Origin of the sequence: Burkholderia sp. LA-2-3-30-S1-D2 (assembly GCF_001523915.2) — a bacterium.
Classification (GTDB): Bacteria; Pseudomonadota; Gammaproteobacteria; order Burkholderiales; family Burkholderiaceae; genus Burkholderia; species Burkholderia diffusa.
On the sequence record NZ_CP013384.1, the window covers coordinates 2,886,973 to 2,904,982 of the forward strand.

18 protein-coding genes and 1 pseudogene are annotated in these 18,010 nt (G+C 67.8%); 16 read left to right on the forward strand and 3 right to left on the reverse strand.

Translation table 11 applies throughout. The features are described 5' to 3' along the window. Positions 1 to 93: 93 nt before the first annotated feature. Together WS66_RS26325 and WS66_RS26330 are read left to right on the forward strand one after the other, a co-directional pair. A complete protein-coding gene (locus WS66_RS26325; RefSeq protein ID WP_059608266.1) occupies positions 94 to 510 on the forward strand; it encodes a VOC family protein in 417 nt (138 codons plus the stop codon). Between the two features lie 73 nt (positions 511 to 583). After that, entirely contained in the window at positions 584 to 1,270 is a 687-nt protein-coding gene (locus WS66_RS26330; protein WP_059608265.1) for a helix-turn-helix transcriptional regulator, read from the forward strand. 52 nt (positions 1,271 to 1,322) lie between these two features. On the opposite strand, the gene WS66_RS26335 is transcribed toward WS66_RS26330, so the two are convergent. Next, positions 1,323 to 2,246: a carbon-nitrogen hydrolase family protein gene (locus WS66_RS26335; protein WP_059608264.1), complete on the reverse strand. Its 924-nt coding sequence runs from the start codon at positions 2,244 to 2,246 to the stop codon at positions 1,323 to 1,325. A 79-nt stretch (positions 2,247 to 2,325) separates the two neighbouring features. On the opposite strand from WS66_RS26335, the gene WS66_RS26340 reads away from it, so the two are divergent. From WS66_RS26340 to WS66_RS26355, 4 genes are all read left to right on the forward strand, one after another. Beyond that, positions 2,326 to 3,246 (forward strand): LysR family transcriptional regulator, encoded by a 921-nt coding sequence (locus WS66_RS26340; RefSeq protein ID WP_059608263.1) that lies wholly within the window; start codon positions 2,326 to 2,328, stop codon positions 3,244 to 3,246. A gap of 192 nt (positions 3,247 to 3,438) precedes the next feature. Further along, complete coding sequence (locus WS66_RS26345) at positions 3,439 to 3,948, forward strand: NUDIX hydrolase (RefSeq protein WP_059608262.1); 510 nt, start codon at positions 3,439 to 3,441, stop codon at positions 3,946 to 3,948. Further along, positions 3,945 to 5,123, forward strand: a complete 1,179-nt coding sequence (mnmA, locus tag WS66_RS26350) for a tRNA 2-thiouridine(34) synthase MnmA (protein WP_059608261.1) — start codon at positions 3,945 to 3,947, stop codon at positions 5,121 to 5,123. The genes WS66_RS26345 and mnmA overlap by 4 nt, the downstream gene beginning before the upstream one ends. Positions 5,124 to 5,243: 120 nt before the next feature. Beyond that, entirely contained in the window at positions 5,244 to 6,863 is a 1,620-nt protein-coding gene (locus WS66_RS26355; protein ID WP_059608260.1) for an FMN-binding glutamate synthase family protein, read from the forward strand. Positions 6,864 to 6,957: 94 nt separating this feature from the next. On the opposite strand, the gene WS66_RS26360 is transcribed toward WS66_RS26355, so the two are convergent. Continuing rightward, positions 6,958 to 7,569, reverse strand: coding sequence for a glutathione S-transferase family protein (locus WS66_RS26360; RefSeq protein ID WP_059608346.1), 612 nt, complete (start codon positions 7,567 to 7,569; stop codon positions 6,958 to 6,960). A gap of 187 nt (positions 7,570 to 7,756) precedes the next feature. Between WS66_RS26360 and WS66_RS26365 the strand changes: the two genes are divergently transcribed. From WS66_RS26365 to WS66_RS26410, 10 genes and pseudogenes are all read left to right on the forward strand, one after another. Continuing rightward, complete coding sequence (locus WS66_RS26365) at positions 7,757 to 9,154, forward strand: aminopeptidase P N-terminal domain-containing protein (protein ID WP_059608259.1); 1,398 nt, start codon at positions 7,757 to 7,759, stop codon at positions 9,152 to 9,154. A 91-nt stretch (positions 9,155 to 9,245) separates the two neighbouring features. Continuing rightward, positions 9,246 to 10,433 (forward strand): UbiH/UbiF/VisC/COQ6 family ubiquinone biosynthesis hydroxylase, encoded by a 1,188-nt coding sequence (locus WS66_RS26370; protein ID WP_059608258.1) that lies wholly within the window; start codon positions 9,246 to 9,248, stop codon positions 10,431 to 10,433. 145 nt (positions 10,434 to 10,578) lie between these two features. Continuing rightward, complete coding sequence (dusB, locus tag WS66_RS26375) at positions 10,579 to 11,646, forward strand: tRNA dihydrouridine synthase DusB (protein WP_006497523.1); 1,068 nt, start codon at positions 10,579 to 10,581, stop codon at positions 11,644 to 11,646. Then, positions 11,643 to 11,876, forward strand: coding sequence for a Fis family transcriptional regulator (locus WS66_RS26380; RefSeq protein WP_006476892.1), 234 nt, complete (start codon positions 11,643 to 11,645; stop codon positions 11,874 to 11,876). The genes dusB and WS66_RS26380 overlap by 4 nt, the downstream gene beginning before the upstream one ends. 44 nt (positions 11,877 to 11,920) lie before the next feature. Next, positions 11,921 to 13,486, forward strand: a complete 1,566-nt coding sequence (purH, locus tag WS66_RS26385) for a bifunctional phosphoribosylaminoimidazolecarboxamide formyltransferase/IMP cyclohydrolase (RefSeq protein WP_059608257.1) — start codon at positions 11,921 to 11,923, stop codon at positions 13,484 to 13,486. Positions 13,487 to 13,637: 151 nt separating this feature from the next. Beyond that, on the forward strand, positions 13,638 to 14,180 hold the full coding sequence (gene ruvC / locus WS66_RS26390) for a crossover junction endodeoxyribonuclease RuvC (RefSeq protein ID WP_059465409.1): 543 nt from the start codon (positions 13,638 to 13,640) through the stop codon (positions 14,178 to 14,180). Between the two features lie 167 nt (positions 14,181 to 14,347). Beyond that, positions 14,348 to 14,929, forward strand: a complete 582-nt coding sequence (ruvA, locus tag WS66_RS26395) for a Holliday junction branch migration protein RuvA (protein WP_059451998.1) — start codon at positions 14,348 to 14,350, stop codon at positions 14,927 to 14,929. A 108-nt stretch (positions 14,930 to 15,037) separates the two neighbouring features. Then, a complete protein-coding gene (gene ruvB / locus WS66_RS26400) occupies positions 15,038 to 16,105 on the forward strand; it encodes a Holliday junction branch migration DNA helicase RuvB (protein ID WP_059608256.1) in 1,068 nt (355 codons plus the stop codon). Positions 16,106 to 16,129: 24 nt separating this feature from the next. After that, positions 16,130 to 17,083 carry an oxygenase MpaB family protein gene (locus tag WS66_RS26405; protein ID WP_059608255.1) on the forward strand — a complete coding sequence of 318 codons (954 nt, stop codon included), beginning with the start codon at positions 16,130 to 16,132 and terminating at the stop codon, positions 17,081 to 17,083. 51 nt (positions 17,084 to 17,134) lie between these two features. Beyond that, positions 17,135 to 17,278, forward strand: a pseudogene (locus WS66_RS26410) (ParB/Srx family N-terminal domain-containing protein); the annotation flags it as partial. A gap of 51 nt (positions 17,279 to 17,329) precedes the next feature. On the opposite strand, the gene WS66_RS26415 reads toward WS66_RS26410, so the two are convergent. After that, on the reverse strand, positions 17,330 to 17,992 hold the full coding sequence (locus tag WS66_RS26415) for a histidine phosphatase family protein (RefSeq protein ID WP_059608254.1): 663 nt from the start codon (positions 17,990 to 17,992) through the stop codon (positions 17,330 to 17,332). Between the last annotated feature and the right edge of the window lie 18 nt (positions 17,993 to 18,010).

Sequence of the window (18,010 nt, forward strand, 5' to 3'; positions counted from 1 at the left end):
ACAGCACGCTGTCAGCAGCACCCGATCACACTGCAATCCCGGCGCAATGCAAGGCTGGTTTCCATCAAGAACCCGAACAACAAGGAGCTCGTCATGACGTCCGCAACTGCAGCAACAACCGAAACCGCAACCCTGGAACGCGCGATCGCGTGGTTCGACATCCCGTCCCTCGATTTCGACCGGGCGATCCGTTTCTACGAAACCGTGCTGCAGACGACGCTGCAACGCGAAGTCATCGGCGGCGTGCCGATGGCCGTGTTCGATCACGAAGCGTCGAGCACGGGCGGCAGCATCGTGTTCGATCCGCAGCAGATGAAGCCGAGCGCCAACGGCGTGCTCGTGTACCTGAACGCCGGCGAATCGGTCGTCGCGGCGCTCGAGCGCGCGAAGCGCGCAGGCGGCGTCGTGCAGGGCTCGGTCGTCGAGTTGCCGAACAACTACGGCTACATCGGCTACCTGATCGATACCGAAGGCAACCGCGTCGGCCTGCACGCACCGAAATGCCACTGAGCGCGTCTACGATCCGGCCGGCGCGGCGCTATCATCGCGAAGTCCCCGTAGCCGTTGGAGTCGAGGTTCAGCCATGACGCGCCGTGCCGACCGCCTGTTCCAGATCGCCGAGCTGCTGCGCGGGCGTCGTCTCACGACCGCGCAGCAGCTCGCGGACTGGCTGTCGGTGTCGCCGCGCACGGTCTATCGCGACGTGCGCGCCCTGCAACTGTCAGGGGTGCCGATCGAAGGCGAAGCCGGCATCGGCTACCGGCTGAACCGCAACGCGAGCCTGCCGCCGCTCACGTTCACCGCCGAGGAGCTCGCGGCACTCGCGGCCGGCGCGCGGATGCTCGAGACCTGGGGCGGCGCGCGCTTCGCGGGCGGCGCGCGTTCGGCGCTCGCGAAGATCGCGTCGGCAATGCCGGCCGACAAGCGCACCGCGCTCGATCGCCTGCCGGTGTTCGCGCCCTCGTTCCACATCGACGAGACATTCTGCGCGAAGGTCGACGCGATCCACCAGGCGGTCGACACGCATCACATCGTCAGCTTCGACTACCGCGACCGGCTCGGCGCGCACACGAAGCGCCGCGTGTGGCCGCTCGGGCTCGTCTACTGGGGCGGACGCTGGACGATCGGCGCGTGGTGCGAGCTGCGCGATGACTTCCGCACCTTCGACATCGCGCGGATGGGCGACATCACCGTGCACGAGCAGTTTCCGGACATGGAAGGCCGGCGCATCGCCGACTACATGCGGATCGCGGAAGCGCCGATGCGCTGACGCGCGCCGCCGCCATTCGCATGCAGGGGCGTCCGCGCCCCGGCAACGCCCGTCATTCCCCGAACACGACAGACCGCTTCGGCCGCTCGTCGACGTGCAGCGAAAACACATCGGGGCGCGCATAGTGTCCGACCACGTCGAAGTCGTAACGCGCACGCACGAGCTCGTCCGTATCGATGCGCGCGGTCACGAGCCCGGCCTCGCCGATCAGCGGCTCCGTCAGCAGGTCGCCGAGCGGCCCGACGATCACGCTGCCGCCGCGGATCAGCGGCCGCTCGGGATCCCAGCCCGGCACGTCGATGCCGAGCGCTCGCGGCGACGGCTGCACCTGGCAGGCGCTCACGACGAAGCAGCGCCCTTCGTGCGCGATGTGCCGCATCGAGCTTTGCCACAGGTCGCGCTCGTCGACGGTCGGCGCGCACCAGATCTGCACGCCTTTCGCATACATCGCGCAGCGCAGGAGCGGCATGTGGTTCTCCCAGCAGATCGCGGCGCCCGCACGGCCCGCGGCCGTGTCGACCACCGGCAGTGTCGAGCCATCGCCCTGCCCCCAGATCAGCCGCTCGGTGCCGGTCGGCATCAGCTTGCGGTGCTTCGCGACGAGCCCGTCGCGCGGATCGAAGAACAGCGCCGTGCAGTACAACGTGCTGCCGCCGCGCTCGATCACGCCGACCACCAGGCTCGCGCCCGTGCGCTGCGACAGCGCGGCCAGTTCGTCGGTTTCGGGGCCCGGCACGTCGATCGCCTGCGCGGCGTAGCGCGCATACGCGTCGCGGCCCTCGGGCAGCCGGTAGCCGAGCCGCGTGCCGAAGATCTCGCCCTTCGGATAGCCGCCGAGCACGGCCTCCGGCAACACGACGAGCGACGCGCCGCTGTCGCGGATCGCTGCTTCGTAGCCGAGGATCGTGTCGAGCGTGGCGCGCGTGCCGGCGGGCGATGCGCCGATCTGCAGCGCGGCGATAACTGAGGTGGACATGAAAGCGTCTCCAGTGAGTGGGTGACGCCATCTTTATCGATATCATTTCATCGATCAAATCGATAAAACGATAACTGACATGAATACGGATGATATCGCCGGGCTCGACCTGAACCTGCTGAAGGTGTTCGAGGCGCTGTACGAGGAAGGCGGCGCGAGCCGCGCGGCGCTGCGGCTCGGCCTCACGCAATCGGCGGTGAGCGCGGCGCTCGCGCGGCTGCGCGTGATCTACGCCGATCCGCTGTTCGTGCGCACCGGCCGCGGGCTCGCGCCGACGCCGCGCGCGGACGAACTGAAGCCGATCCTCTCCGATGCGCTCGACCGCTGCCGCGCAAGCCTCGCGATCGCGGCCGACGGCGGCGAACGGGTCGGCCGTACGATCTCGATCGGCCTGTCGGACGACTTCGAGATCGCGCTCGGCCGCGCGCTGATCGACGCAGTCGCAAGCGAAGCCCCGGGCATCCGGCTGATCTTTCGGCAGACGCACAGCGGTATCGCGGGCGACGCGCTGCTGCGGCACGGCGTCGATATCGCGATCGCGTCGGGCGGGTTCTCGGCGAACGGGCTGAGCCGGCGCGCGGTCGCGACGGGCGGCTACGCATGCCTCATCGATCCGGCCGGCCGCGCGCACGCGCCGCGCACGCTCGTGCTCGCCGATTTCGTGCAGCGCGATCACCTGCTCGTGTCGTCGGGCGGCGTGATCGGGATCGTCGACGAAGCCCTGGCCGCGCTCGGCCACAAACGGCGCGTCGCGGCGTCGACCACGCATTTCGCGGCGCTGCCGTACCTGCTCGCCGGCTCCGACGCGGTGGCCACGATACCGGCGCATGCGGCTCGTGCGATCGCGCAGTCGACGTCGCTGCGCGCGCTCGCGTGCCCGGTCGAGCTGCCGGGCTACCCGGTGGAAATCGGCTGGCGCACGAGCACGCAGCGCGACCCGGCGATCGTGCGCGTGCGGGATACGATCGCCGCCTGCGTCGCGACGATCGTCGCCCCGTGAAAAACGGGGCACGATTCGACTCGTGACGATCGGACCTTCCGCCCCTCGGCTGGCCGCCAGCCGAGGCGGGCGGCGCCCATGCGCGTCGCGGCAATCGGGAAGACCTGTTGCCGCCGCAAAGAACGACCGGGGTCGGATTCGTCTAACCAGACGGCCGGCAGCGTCCGGGCGCAACCGGTAAAATGCCGAACCATGAAACCCGAAATCTGGACCCCGCATGTGACCGTCGCGGCGCTCGTCGAGCGCGCCGGTCGCTTTCTCGTGATCGAGGAAGAAACCTCGACGGGCCTGCGCATCAACCAGCCGGCCGGCCACCTCGAAGCCGGCGAGACACTCGCCGACGCCGTGATCCGCGAAACGCTCGAGGAAACCGCGCATCCGTTCGTACCCGACGCGCTCGTCGGCGTCTATCTCGCGCACTACGCCCGCCCCGGCAGCGCCGGCGCGACCTATCTGCGCTTCACGTTCTGCGGCACGGCCGGCGAGCCGCTGCCGGGCCACATGCTCGACGACGGCATCGTCCGTACGCTGTGGATGAGCGCCGACGAACTGCGCGCGTGCAGCGAGCGCCATCGCTCGCCGGCGGTGATGCGCTGCGTCGACGACTATCTCGCCGGGCGGCGCATTCCGCTCGATTTCGTGCACACGCATTCGGTCGCGCCGCGCCCGGAAGCATTCGACCGTCAGGCGGTAAACAAATGAGCAAGCGCCGTGTAGTAGTGGGCATGTCGGGCGGCGTCGATTCGTCGGTGACCGCGTGGCTGCTGAAGGAACAGGGGTACGACGTGGTCGGCCTGTTCATGAAGAACTGGGAAGACGACGACGACGGCGAATACTGCTCGACGCGCCAGGACTGGATCGACGTGGTGTCGGTGGCCGACCTGATCGGCATCGACGTGGAAGCCGTGAACTTCGCGGCCGAATACAAGGACCGCGTGTTCGCCGAATTCCTGCGCGAATACTCGGCCGGCCGCACGCCGAACCCGGACGTGCTGTGCAACGCCGAGATCAAGTTCAAGGCGTTCCTCGACCACGCGATGTCGCTCGACGCGGAAATGATCGCGACGGGCCATTACGCGCGCGTGCGCGAGCGCGACGGTCGCTTCGAACTGCTGAAGGCCTTCGATCACACGAAAGACCAGTCGTACTTCCTGCACCGGCTGAACCAGGCGCAGCTGTCGAAGACGATGTTCCCGCTCGGCGAGATCCCGAAGACGAAGGTGCGCGAGATCGCCGCGCAGATCGGCCTGCCGAACGCGAAGAAGAAGGACTCGACCGGCATCTGCTTCATCGGCGAACGGCCGTTCCGCGACTTCCTGAATCGCTATCTTCCGACGAAACCCGGCCCGATGAAGACGCCCGACGGCAAGGTGGTCGGCGAGCACATCGGCCTCGCGTTCTACACGTTCGGCCAGCGCAAGGGCATCGGCCTCGGCGGCAGCAAGGACGGCAGCGGCGAACCGTGGTTCGTCGCGGCGAAGGACATCGCGTCGAACACGCTGTACGTCGTGCAGGGCCACGACCACCCGTGGCTGCTGTCGCGCGAGCTCGTCGCCGGCAACGTGAGCTGGGTCGCGGGCGAGCCGCCGGCCGAAGGCTTTTCGTGCGGGGCGAAGACGCGCTATCGTCAGGCCGATGCGGCCTGCAGGTTCGGCCGGGCCGCGTTCGGCCGGGCCGCGCTCGGCCGGGCCGACGGCGAGCGCTTCTCGCTCGCATTCGACGACGCGCAATGGGCGGTCACACCCGGCCAGTCGGCCGTGCTGTACGACGGCGAGATCTGCCTCGGCGGCGGCATCATCGAGTTCGCGGCCACCGGCCAGCCCGGCCAGGCCGTCCCGGCGGCAGCCCACGCGGGCGCGCTCGCCGAAGCACGCTGACATCCATTCGGTTTAGACTTGCGGCACGCCGCGCCCGGCGGAACACGATTCCGTCGCGGCCGGTGCGCCGCCGCGCAGCGTACGCATGGCGGCATTTCAAGATTCTTGCGGAGCCCCCCCATGCTTTCCAGACGCTACCTCGCAATGTGGTGCGCCGTGCTGCTGCTCGTTGCCGTGGCCGCACTCGCGTCGATTCACGTGCTTTCCTGGCTGTGGATCATCATCCCCGTCGCCCTCGTCGCCCTCGGCCTGTATGACCTGAACCAGGACCGTCACGCGATCCTGCGCAATTACCCGCTCTGGGGTCATTTCCGCTTCCTGTTCGAGTTCATCCGCCCCGAGATCCGCCAGTATTTCGTCGAGGACGACACCGACGAGAAGCCGTTCTCCCGCGCGCAGCGCAGCCTCGTCTATCAGCGCGCGAAGAACGTCGCCGACAATCGCCCGTACGGCACCGAGCTGAACGTGAAGGCCGTCGCGCACGAATGGATCAGCCACTCGCTCGCGCCGACGAAGCTGCCGAACCACGACTTCCGCATCCGGGTCGGCGCGAACCGCGCGCAGCCGTACGACATCTCGATCTTCAACATCTCGGCGATGAGCTTCGGCTCGCTGTCCGCGAACGCGATCCGCTCGCTGAACCTCGGCGCGAAGAAAGGCGGATTCGCGCACGACACCGGCGAAGGCTCGCTGTCGAAGTACCACCGTGAGCACGGCGGCGACATCATCTGGGAAATCGCATCCGGCTACTTCGGCTGCCGCAACGACGACGGAACGTTCAACCCGGACAAGTTCGCGAAGCAGGCCGCCGATCCGCAGGTGAAGATGATCGAGATCAAGCTGTCGCAAGGCGCGAAGCCGGGCCACGGCGGCGTGCTGCCGGCCGCGAAGATCACGCCCGAGATCGCCGAGACGCGCGGCGTGCCGATGGGCAAGGACTGCATCTCGCCCGCGACGCACTCGGAATTCTCGACGCCGCGCGGTCTGCTCGAATTCGTCGAGCGGCTGCGCACGCTGTCGGGCGGCAAGCCGACCGGCTTCAAGCTGTGCATCGGCCATCCGTGGGAATTCTTCGGGATCGCGAAGGCGATGATCGAGACGGGCATCGTGCCCGACTTCATCGTCGTCGACGGCGCGGAAGGCGGCACCGGCGCGGCGCCGCTCGAATTCACCGACCATGTCGGCGTGCCGCTGCAGGAAGGGCTGCTGCTGGTGCACAACACGCTCGTCGGGATCGGCGTGCGCGACCGCGTGAAGATCGGCGCGAGCGGCAAGATCATCACCGCGTTCGACATCGCGCGCACGCTCGCGATCGGCGCGGACTGGGTGAATTCGGCGCGTGGCTTCATGTTCGCGGTCGGCTGCATCCAGGCGCAGCACTGCCACACCGACCGCTGCCCAACCGGCGTCGCCACGCAGGACCCAGTGCGCCAGCGCGCTATCGTCGTGCCCGACAAGGCCGAGCGCGTGTACAACTTCCATCGCAATACGCTGCATGCGCTGCAGGAACTCGTGCAGGCGGCCGGCCTGGGCCATCCGTCCGAGCTGCGCGCGCATCACATCGTGCAGCGCGTCGCGCCGCACGAGGTGCGGCTGATGTCGCAGTTGCTGAAATACCTGAAGCCCGGCGCGCTGCTCGACGGCCAGACCTGCGGCTATACGCTGTACGACAAGTGGTGGCCGATCGCGCGCAGCGATTCGTTCGCGCTCGGCGAAACCGTTTACACGTCGATCGAGTAACGCGCGATCGCCCGCCGCCGGAGGCGGCTCGCCAAAACGAAAGCGCCCCGCGGGGCGCTTTCGTTTGTCTGTCCGATTCGCCGCCGGCGGCCGGTCAGCCTTGCGGCAGCGTGTCGACGAACGTCTGCCGCTGCGACAGCTTCACGAAATGCTTGTCGAGGTTCGGATGGCGATCACGCCAGTCGAGTTCGGGCATCCGGAAGTCGAGGTAGCCGAGCGCGCAGCCGAGTGCGATGTCGGCAAGCGTGTAATGATTACCGACGCACCACGTCTTGCCGCCGAGACCCTGCGACATCGCGACGAGCGCGTCGTCGATCTTGCGCTGTTGGCGCGCGATCCAGCTCGCGCTGCGCTGCGCTTCGTCACGCAGCGTGTGTTCGAGACGAATCGCCACGGCCGCGTCGAGCACGCCGTCACCCAGCGCTTCCCAGCAACGCACTTCGACACGCTCACGCCCCGACGGCGGAATCAGCTTGCCGACCGGCGACAGCGTATCGACGTATTCGCAGATCACGCGGGAATCGAACACCGCGGCACCATCCTCCATCACGAGACACGGGACCTTGCCGAGCGGATTCGATGCATGAATGTCCGTCTCCGGCGCCCACACGTTCTCGAGCTCCAGCTTGTAGTCGATCTTCTTTTCAGCAAGCACGATTCGCGCCTTTCGGACGTACGGGCTGCTGAGCGAACCGATTAATTTCATCATCTGCCTTTTTAAGGGAACCGCCGAGAGTATACGTTGTCGCCGATCATAACCGGCCGGTGTGGCCGGGCAGAAAATCGCCCGTCCGGCCTGTGGATGGTTTGCAACAACCGTCGCCGAGCCCCGTCCGGCGCGGCTTGCCGCCGCGCCTCTCACACGCCGCGTCCGGCGGCGCTACAATCGCACGATGAATGCGCCCCTCGATACCGCCATCGCCGTCGACGTCTACCGCCAGCGCCGTGAACGCGTGCTTGCCGCACTGCGCGCAGCGGGCGGCGGCGTCGCCATCGTTCCCACCGCGCCGGAAATGCTGCGCAACCGCGATACGGCCTTCCCGTACCGACATGACAGCTACTTTTACTACCTGACGGGCTTCACCGAGCCGGATGCCATGCTCGTGCTGAACGCGGCCGGGTCGCACGGCGCGCCGGAATCGGTCCTGTTCTGCCGCGCGAAGAATGCCGATCGCGAGATCTGGGAAGGTTTCCATTACGGGCCCGAGGCCGCGCGCGATGCATTCGGCTTCGACGCGGCCTACGCGGTCGACGTGATCGACACCGAAATGCCCCGCCTGCTCGCCGATGCGGGCACCGTGCACTACCGGTTCGGTGCCTCGGCCGAGTTCGACCGCCAGCTGGCCGGCTGGATCGACGCGGTGCGCGCACAAGCGCGCACGGGTGTCGCCGCGCCGGACGCGCTGCTCGACCTCACGCCGCTCGTCGACGACATGCGGCTCGTGAAGGACGAACACGAACTCGCGATCATGATGCGTGCCGCGCACATCTCCGCGCTCGCGCACCGTCGCGCGATGCAGGTGTGCCGCCCGGGGATCCGCGAATACGAACTCGAGGCCGAGCTGCTGTACACGTTCCGCAAGCATGGCGCGCAGGCGCCCGCGTACGGCTCGATCGTCGCGGCCGGCGCGAACGCATGCGTGCTGCACTACCCGGCCGGCAACGCAACCGCGCGGGACGGCGATCTGATCCTGATCGATGCCGCGTGCGAACTCGACGGCTACGCGTCGGACATCACGCGCACGTTTCCGGCCAACGGGCGCTTCTCGCCCGCGCAGCGCACGCTGTACGACATCGTGCTCGGCGCGCAGCAGGCTGCGATCGATGCGACGCGCGCGGGCGTACCGTTCGAGGCGCCGCACGACGCGGCCGTGCGCGTGCTGGCGCAAGGGCTGCTCGACACGGGCATCATCCCGAAGACGCGCTTCTCGAACGTCGACGACGTGATCGCCGAGCGCGCATACGCACGCTTCTACATGCACCGCACTGGCCACTGGATCGGCATGGACGTGCATGATTGCGGCGACTACCGCGAGCGGCTCGCCGCGCGCGACGCCGACGGCGCGTTGCCGTGGCGCACGCTGAAACCCGGCATGACGCTTACCGTCGAGCCGGGCCTGTACGTGCGGGCAGCCGACGACGTACCGTCCGAATACTGGAACATCGGCATCCGCATCGAGGACGACGCGATCGTGCGCGAGCACGGTTGCGAGCTGATCACACGCGACGTGCCGGTGGCGGCTGCCGAGATCGAGGCGCTGATGCGCGCGGGCGCGGCGCACGGCGCGTGAGCATGCCGCAGGTTGCCATCGCCCCGCTGTCGAGTCACCGTTGACCCGCCGTTGACCCGCTGTTGACCGTTACCCCGTTTCACGAACACTGATGACGACCGCCTCCTCCCCGGCCACGCCGGACTACGATCTCGCCATCGTCGGCGCGGGCCCCGTCGGGCTCGCGCTCGCCGGCTGGCTCGGCCGACGCAGCGCGACGCAGCACGCGTCGATCGCGCTGATCGACGCTCGCGAGCCGGCAGCGAGCGCGAACGACCCGCGCGCGATCGCCGTATCGCACGGCAGCCGCGTGCTGCTCGACACGCTCGGATGGCCGGGCGACGCGACGCCGATCGAACACATCCACGTGTCGCAGCGCGGCCATTTCGGCCGCACGCTGATCGACCGCGACGAGCACGACCTCGCCGCGCTCGGCTATGTCGTGCGCTACGGCTCGATCGTGCAGGTGCTCGCGCAGGCCGTGCGCGGCACGCGCGTCGACTGGCTCACGTCGACCACCGCACGCAAGCCGCGACAGGACGCCGACGGCGTCACGCTGACACTCGACGGCCCGCAAGGCGAGCGCACGCTGCGCGCGCGCATCGTCGTCAACGCCGAAGGCGGGCTGTTCCACGAACAGCAGGCCGATACGGGCAAGCATCGCCGCGACTACGGTCAGACCGCGATCGTCGGCACGGTCACGGTCTCGGCACCGCGCCCGAACGTCGCATGGGAACGCTTCACGCACGAAGGCCCGCTCGCGCTGCTGCCGCTCGGCGGCCCGCGCCAGGCCGAGTATTCGCTCGTGTGGTGCTGCACGCCCGACGAAGCGGCCCGCCGCGCCGCCCTTCCCGACGACGCGTTCCTGCGCGAACTCGGCGCTGCCTTCGGCGAGCGGATGGGGCAGTTCGTCGCGATCGCGGGGCGCGCATCGTTCCCGCTCGGGCTGAACGCGGCACAAACGCTCGTCAACGGGCGCATCGCGATCGTCGGCAACGCCGCGCAAACGCTGCATCCGGTCGCCGGCCAGGGGCTCAACCTCGGGCTGCGCGACGCGCATACGCTCGTCGACGCGCTGTCCACGCAAGGCTTCGACGCGACCGCGCTCGCAACCTTCAACGCGCGGCGTGCGCTCGACCGGCGCTTCACGATCGGCGCGACCGACACGCTCGCGCGGCTGTTCACGGTCGACAGCGGCCCCATTCCGCTGTTGCGCGGCGCGGCCCTCACCGCGCTCGAATTCGTACCGCCGCTCAAGAAGGCGATCGCGCGCCAGATGATGTTCGGCCAGCGCAACTGACGCGCGGCGGCGCGGCGCGCGTTGCGCCATCAGCGCCGTGCAAACCGGGTCAAATCGGCCGGGCATGGGAATACGGTAAAATGCGCGTTTTCCCTCCGCCCTTTTTTGCCCGCGACGCCCGGCGCTCGCGGGCGGTGCCATTGCGATGCCCGTTATCGGCCCTCACGTATTGCGTAACAACCTGTTCGTCGCCCCGATGGCCGGGGTGACGGATCGCCCGTTCCGCCAGCTGTGCAAGCGGCTGGGGGCCGGATACGCCGTGTCCGAGATGGTCGCGTCCAATGCGCAGCTGTGGAAGAGCGCGAAGACGATGCGACGGGCGAACCACGAAGGCGAAGTCGAGCCGATCGCGGTGCAGATCGCCGGCGCCGATCCGGCGATGATGGCCGAAGCCGCCCGCTACAACGTCGACAACGGCGCGCAGATCATCGACATCAACATGGGCTGCCCGGCGAAGAAGGTCTGCAACGTCGCGGCCGGCTCCGCGCTGCTGCAGAATGAACCGCTCGTGCAGCGGATCGTCGAGGCCGTCGTCGCGGCGGTCGGCACGGGGCCGGATGCGGTGCCCGTCACGCTGAAGATCCGCACCGGCTGGGATCGCGAGCACAAGAACGCGATCACGGTCGCGCGCCTCGCCGAGGCGGCCGGCATCTCGATGCTGACCGTGCACGGCCGCACGCGCGCCGACCTCTACCGCGGCGACGCGGAGTACGACACCATCGCGGCCGTGAAGGCGGCCGTGCGCATCCCGGTCGTCGCGAACGGCGACATCACGTCGCCGGCGAAAGCGAAGGCCGTGCTCGACGCAACCGGCGCCGACGCACTGATGATCGGTCGTGCCGCGCAAGGCCGGCCATGGCTGTTCCGTGAAATCGATCATTTCCTGCAAACCGGCGAGCTGCTGCCCCCGCCGCGGATCGACGAGATCCAGCACGTGATGAACGAACACCTGGAAGACCACTACGCGTTCTATGGTGAATTCACGGGCGTCCGTACTGCGCGCAAGCACATCGGCTGGTACACTCGCGGCCTTTCCGGTGCCAACGGGTTCCGGCACAGGATGAACACGCTCGATTCCACCCGCGAGCAGCTCGCCGCCGTCAATGCATTCTTCGAGGCGCAAAAAGCGCTGTCGGACCACCTCGTCTACGTCGATGACGAAGAGGAAAACGGCCAGGGCGAGTCGGACGACCATAACCAGTTAGCAGCATGAGCAAGCACAACATCGAACAATGTGTCCGCGAGAGCCTGGACGTGTATTTCCGGGATCTAGACGGCTCCAATCCGCACGACGTCTATGAAATGGTGATGTCCTGCGTCGAAAAGCCGATGCTCGAGGTCGTGCTCGTACAGGCAGGCGGCAACCAGTCGCTCGCCGCGGAGTACCTCGGCATCAATCGCAATACGCTGCGCAAGAAGCTGCAGCAGCACGGCCTGCTGTAGGCGGCCGTCCCGTCCCCGTTTCCCTGGCTATTGGTGGTTCCATCATGATCAAGCAAGCGCTCATTTCCGTTTCCGACAAGACCGGCATCGTCGACTTCGCGAAGTCGCTGTCCGACCTCGGCGTCAAGCTGCTGTCGACCGGCGGCACCGCGAAACTGCTCGCCGACGCGGGCCTGCCCGTTACCGAAGTGGCTGATTACACGGGCTTCCCGGAAATGCTCGATGGGCGCGTAAAGACGCTCCACCCGAAGGTGCACGGCGGCATCCTGGCCCGCCGCGACCTGCCCGAGCACATGCAGGCGCTGGAACAGCACGGCATCCCGACGATCGACCTGCTCGTCGTGAACCTGTACCCGTTCGTCGCGACCATCGCGAAGGACGACTGCACGCTCGCCGACGCGATCGAGAACATCGACATCGGCGGCCCGACGATGCTGCGCTCCGCCGCGAAGAACCACCGCGACGTGACGGTCGTCGTCGATCCGGCCGATTACTCGGTCGTGCTCGACGAAATGAAGGCGAACGGCAACGCGGTCGGCTACGCGACCAACTTCCGCCTCGCGACGAAGGTGTTCGCGCACACCGCGCAATACGACGGCGCGATCACGAACTACCTGACGAGCCTGACCGACGAGCTGAAGCACGCATCGCGCAGCGCGTACCCGGCAACACTGAACATGGCGTTCAACAAGGTCCAGGACCTGCGCTACGGCGAGAACCCGCACCAGAGCGCGGCGTTCTACCGCGATCTCGCGACGCCGGCCGGCGCGCTCGCGAACTACCGCCAGCTGCAGGGCAAGGAACTCTCGTACAACAACATCGCGGATTCGGACGCTGCGTGGGAATGCGTGAAGACGTTCGACGCACCGGCCTGCGTGATCATCAAGCATGCGAACCCGTGCGGCGTCGCAGTTGGCAACGATTCGGCCGACGCATACGCGAAGGCATTCCAGACCGACCCGACCTCGGCCTTCGGCGGCATCATCGCGTTCAACCGCGAAGTCGACGAAGCGGCTGCCCAAGCTGTTGCGAAGCAGTTCGTCGAAGTGCTGATCGCACCGTCGTTCTCCGACGCCGCGAAGCAGGTGTTCGCCGCGAAGCAGAACGTGCGCCTGCTCGAAATCGCGCTCGGCGACGGTCATAACGCGTTCGACCTGAAACGCGTGGGCGGCGGCCTGCTCGTGCAGTCGCTCGATTCGAAGAACGTGCAGCCGAGCGAGCTGCGCGTCGTCACGAAGCGTCAACCGACCGCGAAGGAAATGGACGACCTGCTGTTCGCATGGCGCGTCGCGAAGTACGTGAAGTCGAACGCGATCGTGTTCTGCGGCAACGGCATGACGCTCGGCGTCGGCGCCGGCCAGATGAGCCGCGTCGATTCCGCGCGCATCGCGAGCATCAAGGCACAGAACGCGGGCCTTACGCTGGCCGGCTCGGCCGTCGCGTCGGATGCGTTCTTCCCGTTCCGCGACGGTCTCGACGTCGTCGTGGCGGCAGGCGCGACCTGCGTGATCCAGCCGGGCGGCTCGATGCGCGACGACGAAGTGATCGCGGCGGCCGACGAGCACGGCATTGCGATGATCCTGACGGGCGTGCGTCACTTCCGTCACTGATCGCATGCGGCCCGCGCGGCCGCTGCATGGAAACCCGGCGGCATCATACCCGCCGGGTTTTTTATTGCGCGGCGCCGACGTACACGACCGTGCGGCCGGCACCGCACACCATTCGTTGTAGTATCGCTGCATCAGGTTTTTCTCCTCACTCATGCGAATTCTCGGCATCGACCCTGGCCTGCGTGTGACCGGCTTCGGCATCATCGACGTCAGCGGCCACCGGCTCGCCTATGTCGCAAGCGGCGTGATCCGCACGCCAACGGCCGACCTGGCCACCCGACTCGGCACGATCTTCCAGGGCGTATCGACGCTCGTGCGCGAACACGCGCCCGACCAGGCCGCGATCGAACAGGTGTTCGTCAACGTGAACCCGCAGTCGACACTGCTGCTCGGCCAGGCACGCGGCGCCGCGATCTGCGGGCTCGTCGCCGGCGGCTTGCCGGTGGCCGAATACACCGCGCTGCAACTGAAGCAGGCCGTCGTCGGTTACGGCCGCGCGACCAAGTCGCAGATGCAGGAGATGGTCACGCGGCTGCTCAACCTCACGGGCCAGCCCGGCAGCGACGCGGCCGATGCGCTTGGGATGGCGATCTGCCATGCACACAGCGGTAATACGCTCGGCACGATCAGCGGCCTCGCGCCAGCGCTCGCGAAAAAGGGACTGCGGGTGCGGCGCGGACGGCTCGTCGGCTGACGCAACGACACGCACATCCAGGGCGCAATGCACGCATTGCGCCTGCAACCGCTCTACCCGCCTGCCGGCCTGATCGCCTGATCGCCACCCCAACCTGACGGCCAACTCATCGGCATCGCGCCGCACCTGCGCTACACTCGCGCTTTCTTCCTCGCTTCACGCCATCCATGATCGGTCGCATCGCCGGCATCCTGCTCGAAAAGAACCCGCCCCACCTGCTCGTCGACTGCAACGGCGTCGGCTACGAGATCGACGTGCCGATGAGCACCTTCTACAACCTGCCGCAAACGGGCGAGCGCGTCGTGCTGCTCACGCAGCAGATCGTGCGCGAGGACGCGCACCTGCTGTACGGCTTCCTGACGCCGCAGGAGCGCACGACCTTCCGCGAACTGCTGAAGATCACCGGTATCGGCGCGCGCATGGCGCTGGCCGTGCTGTCCGGCATGAGCGTGCAAGAGCTCGCGCAGGCAGTGACGATGCAGGACGCCGCACGTCTCACGCGCCTGCCCGGCATCGGCAAGAAGACCGCCGAGCGCCTGCTGCTCGAGCTAAAGGGCAAGCTCGGCGCGGACCTCGGTGCGCTCGCCGGTGCCGCATCCCAGTCCGATCACGCGACCGACATCCTCAACGCGCTGCTCGCGCTCGGCTACTCGGAAAAGGAAGGCCTCGCCGCGATCAAGAACGTGCCGGCCGGCACCGGCGTGTCCGAGGGCATCAAGCTCGCGCTCAAGGCATTGTCGAAGGCGTAACACCCGCCCGAACCGGCTGTCGCAGCCAGTGTCGCGCCGCCGTGCGGCGCGCGCCAGTCGGCCATTCGGCCAGTTCGACCGCGTGATCGCGCGCGGTACAATGGCCGCATGATTGAAACCGACAAACTCGCCGCCGAGCGGATCATCGCCGCCACGCCCGCCTCGTCGCACGAGGAGGTGTTCGAACGCGCGCTGCGGCCGCGCCAGCTCGACGACTACGTCGGCCAGGAAAAGGTGCGCGGCCAGCTCGAGATCTTCATCGAGGCCGCGAAGCGCCGCTCCGAGCCGCTCGATCACGTGCTGCTGTTCGGGCCGCCAGGCCTCGGCAAGACCACCCTCGCGCACATCATCGCGCGCGAGATGGGCGTGAACCTGCGCCAGACGTCGGGCCCCGTGCTCGAGCGCGCGGGCGACCTCGCCGCGCTGCTGACCAACCTCGAAGCGAACGACGTCCTGTTCATCGACGAAATCCACCGGCTGTCGCCGGTCGTCGAGGAAATCCTGTATCCGGCACTCGAGGATTACCAGATCGACATCATGATCGGCGAAGGACCGGCCGCACGCAGCGTGAAGCTCGATCTGCAGCCGTTCACGCTGGTCGGCGCAACCACCCGCGCGGGCATGCTGACCAACCCGCTGCGCGATCGCTTCGGGATCGTTGCGCGCCTCGAGTTCTACAATGCCGAGCAACTGTCGCGCATCGTGCGGCGCTCGGCGTCGCTGCTGAACGCGCAGATCGATCCGAACGGCGCGCTGGAAATCGCGAAGCGCTCGCGCGGCACGCCGCGGATCGCGAACCGGCTGCTGCGCCGCGTGCGCGACTATGCGGAAGTGAAGGCCGACGGCCAGATCACCGCGGCCGTGGCCGACGCCGCGCTCGCGATGCTCGACGTCGATCCGGTCGGCTTCGACCTGATGGACCGCAAGCTGCTCGAGGCGATCCTGCACAAGTTCGACGGCGGCCCGGTCGGTATCGACAACCTCGCGGCGGCGATCGGCGAGGAGCGCGACACGATCGAGGACGTGCTCGAACCGTACCTGATCCAGCAGGGCTTCCTGCAGCGCACGCCGCGCGGGCGCGTCGCGACGCTGCTCACGTACCGCCACTTCGGGCTCTCCGCGCCCGATGCCGGCAAGACCGAACGCGGGATGTGGGATACCGCCGACGGGAAGTAACCCGCCGCCCGCACCGCGCCTGCCATGACCACGCCGCCCAGCCCGCACCCCGCCACGCCCACGCCGGGCCCGCGTTGGGTCGAACCGATCCGCAAGCGGCTCGTGGCGGGCATCACGCACCTGACGACAGGTGGCGGCGGTCCGTCGATCGATCTGTCGTCGCCCCCCGGAGACCCGGGGCTGTTCGGCCCCGACGCCATCTGCTGGCGCGTGCATGCCGATTTCACGTCGATGATGACGGGCGGCATTGCCGCGCTGCTGCTGCAGGCGCTCCATCCGCTCGCGCTGGCGGGCGTCTGGGATCACTCGTCGTTTCGCACCGACATCCTCGGCCGCTTGCGGCGCACCGCCACGTTCATCACGGGCACGACGTTCGGCAGCCGCGCGGACGCACTCGCGCTGATCGAGCGCGTAAAAACGATCCACGCGCGCGTATCGGGTACCGCGCCCGACGGCAGGCCGTACCGAGCCGACGATCCGGCGTTGCTGACCTGGGTGCATGTCGCGGAAGTATCGAGCTTCCTCGCCGCACATTTGCGCTATGTGAATCCGTCGCTGTCGGGCGAACAGCAGGACGGCTACTACGCTGAGACGGCGTTGATCGCCGAGTTGCTCGGCGCCCGGGATGTTCCCCGTTCGCGTGCGGAAGTCGCGGCCTATTTCGCGCGCCTGCGGCCCGAACTCGAAGCGGGGCCACGCACCTTCGACGTCATGCACATCCTGCTGAATGTGCCGGTCTCTACGCCCGCGCTGCGGCCGGCTGCGTCACTGATCATGCATGCGGGCATAGACCTGCTGCCGAACTGGGCGCAGCGCATGCTCGGCGTGTCGACGTTCGCGCCGCTGCGACGCGCGGTGGTCCGACCCGGTGTCAGGGCGATCGCCCCCGTGCTGCGCTGGGCGCTCGTCAACGGCGCGTCGAAACGCGCACGCCGCCGCGCAACCGCGACACCGCCCGACGGTACCCCGCACGCCTGACGATCCTTTTCTTCGGATCATTTCAATTTGCCGGCAAATTCCCGTGACCGCCGCGCCGATGCGATCCATGATGGGAAGAAGCACACGAAAGGGGAATTCGACAAGCTGCGCCAGCCGATCACGGCCGACAAGCCCGGCAGGGTCGCGTACACGCTCGACTACAGAACGCGCCAAGCACCTCCGCACCAAGCCTGACGTGGAAGGCGGCCCCCGGCCGGTCACAACGGCGTGGCCGGCGTGACTGCATCAAAGTACCTTGCGATACCCGTCGTCGTCGCTTGCGGTATCCAGATGCGACACGTCGGCCCATTGCACGACTTGCGCACGGCCATCGACGTAATCGACGACGTTGATGCTGGTGTTGAGCAACTGATAGCTGCGCGGCGCCGACAGGTCGAGACCGTTTGCAAAGCGATACACGCAATCAAGCACGCCGCCGTGCGCGACGCATGCGATGCGCTCGCCCTGATGCGCGGCGACGATCGGCTCGAGCGCATGCAGCACGCGATGATAGAACGCGCGCTGCGACTCGCCGCCGTCCGGCGCGAATCCCGGGTCGCGCGTCTGCCACGCGGCGTAGGCATCCGGAAACAGCGTCTCGATCTCGGTGCTGTCATGCCCCTGGAACACGCCGTACGCGCGTTCGCGCAGCCCTTCGTGCAACCGCAGCGGCAGCCCAAGCGCATCGGCAAAGGGTTGCGCGGTCTGCTGCGCGCGCATCAGGTCGCTCGAATAGATCGCGTCGATCCGCTGCCCTTCATGCGCTTCCCGCGCGAGCCGGACGGCCAGCCGCTGCGCCTGCGCAAGCCCCGTGTCGGCGAGCGGAATATCGATATGGCCCTGAATGCGCTTGATGCGGTTCCAGGCCGTCTCGCCATGGCGAATGAAGAGAATCTGCGTGGTGGTCATCGCGGCGCGTCTCGGGGA